The 1,452-nt window shown below is 60.5% G+C and carries 2 protein-coding genes; both read left to right on the top strand.

From position 1 onward, the window contains the following. Window positions 1–287 precede the first annotated feature (287 nt). A complete protein-coding gene (locus ACR0E6_RS21070) occupies window positions 288–1,208 on the top strand; it encodes a sulfite exporter TauE/SafE family protein (protein ID WP_480586973.1) in 921 nt (306 codons plus the stop codon). Window positions 1,209–1,210: 2 nt separating this feature from the next. Then, window positions 1,211–1,452 (top strand): TIGR02186 family protein (locus ACR0E6_RS21065; RefSeq protein ID WP_480586970.1); only part of this gene is annotated, 242 nt, incomplete at its 3' end.

Genomic DNA, 1,452 nt, shown 5'->3' with positions numbered 1-1,452 from the left:
GGCGGAGAACCCTACGTCAAAGAGCGCTGATAAGGCCAGTTCCGAATTGAGTTTCAGTCCTGTTCGCTGCGGAGCGGCATGCAGAGTTGATTTTGCATGCCGCAACCGCTCTAAGAGGGTATGTGCGTGTTTCCTCTGATAGAAAAGAGTGCAAACCTCCTCTCGTATTTGCCAAAGACGGGTGGTAGGCCTGTGACCGCAGCGCCCGATATTCAGGCTGCACGCATTTCCGATGCCGGCGGGTCCACCGCTTTGCACAGCCGAACTCAATACGACTAGAGCATGCCATGCAAATTTACCTTCCGATTGCCGAAGTCTCCGTAAACGCCTTTCTATTGCTAGGGCTCGGAGGCATGGTCGGCATTCTGTCGGGCATGTTCGGCGTCGGCGGCGGGTTCCTCATGACGCCGCTTCTGTTCTTTATCGGCATCCCTCCGGCGGTTGCCGTCGCGGCCCAAGCCAACCAGATCGTGGCCTCGTCCTTCTCGGGCGTTCTGGCACATTTCAGGCGAAGGGCGGTCGATTTCAGGATGGGCACGGTGCTTTTGATCGGCGGCCTTATCGGGGCCGCGCTTGGCGTTGTCGTGTTCAACTACCTCAAGAGCTTGGGCCAGGTCGATCTGCTGGTAACCCTGTGCTACGTCGTCTTCCTTGGCGTAATTGGTAGCCTGATGTTCGTCGAAAGCCTGCGCGCCCTGCGCAAGGCCAAGAAGGGCGGAGGCGCACCTGCCAAGCGCCGTCAGCGCGGCTGGGTCCATGCGATGCCCTTCAAAATGCGCTTTCGCACCTCGGGCCTGTATATCTCGGTCATACCACCGGTTCTGGTCGGCCTCTGCGTAGGCGTTCTGTCCGCGATCATGGGCGTCGGCGGCGGCTTTATCATGGTGCCTGCCATGATCTACCTGCTGGGCATGCCCACCAAGGTTGTGGTCGGGACATCCCTGTTCCAGATTATTTTCGTAACCGCCTTCACCACAATGCTGCACGCCACAACGAACTACACCGTGGACGTGGTTCTGGCCGTGCTGCTCCTGGTCGGTGGCGTTATCGGAGCTCAGATCGGAACCGTGATCGGCGCCCGGATGCCAGCCGAGCAATTGCGGGTTTTGCTGGCCGCGCTGGTGCTGGTCGTCTGCGGCAAGCTGGCGCTTGATCTGCTTCTGGAACCGTCCGAGCTGTATTCGCTTGGCGCCAGCGGGGGGCACTGATCATGGTCCGCTCATTGATCGCCGCCCTGTGCCTGTTCTGCCTGCCCGCCGCTGCCGCGGAAGAGCAGGTGGTCCTGGGCCTCAGCCAGGACCGGGTTGCCATTACCGCAACGTTCGACGGGTCCGAGATTCTGATCTTCGGAGCCATCAAGCGCGAAGCCCCGATCCCCGAAGGCCCTCCGCTTGAGGTGATCGTCACTGTTGCAGGCCCATCCGAGCCTCTGACCGTGCGCCGAAAAGAGCG

It is taken from the genome of Ruegeria sp. AP12, assembly GCF_056540025.1.
The sequence above is the reverse complement of the archived record's forward strand: the minus strand, read 5'-3'. Positions and strand labels throughout refer to the sequence as shown.

What these genes read in the sequence shown, in the direction of transcription:
- ACR0E6_RS21070 (WP_480586973.1), top strand. Translation starts at nt 288, where the DNA reads ATGCAAATTTACCTTCCGATTGCCGAAGTCTCCGTAAACGCCTTTCTA.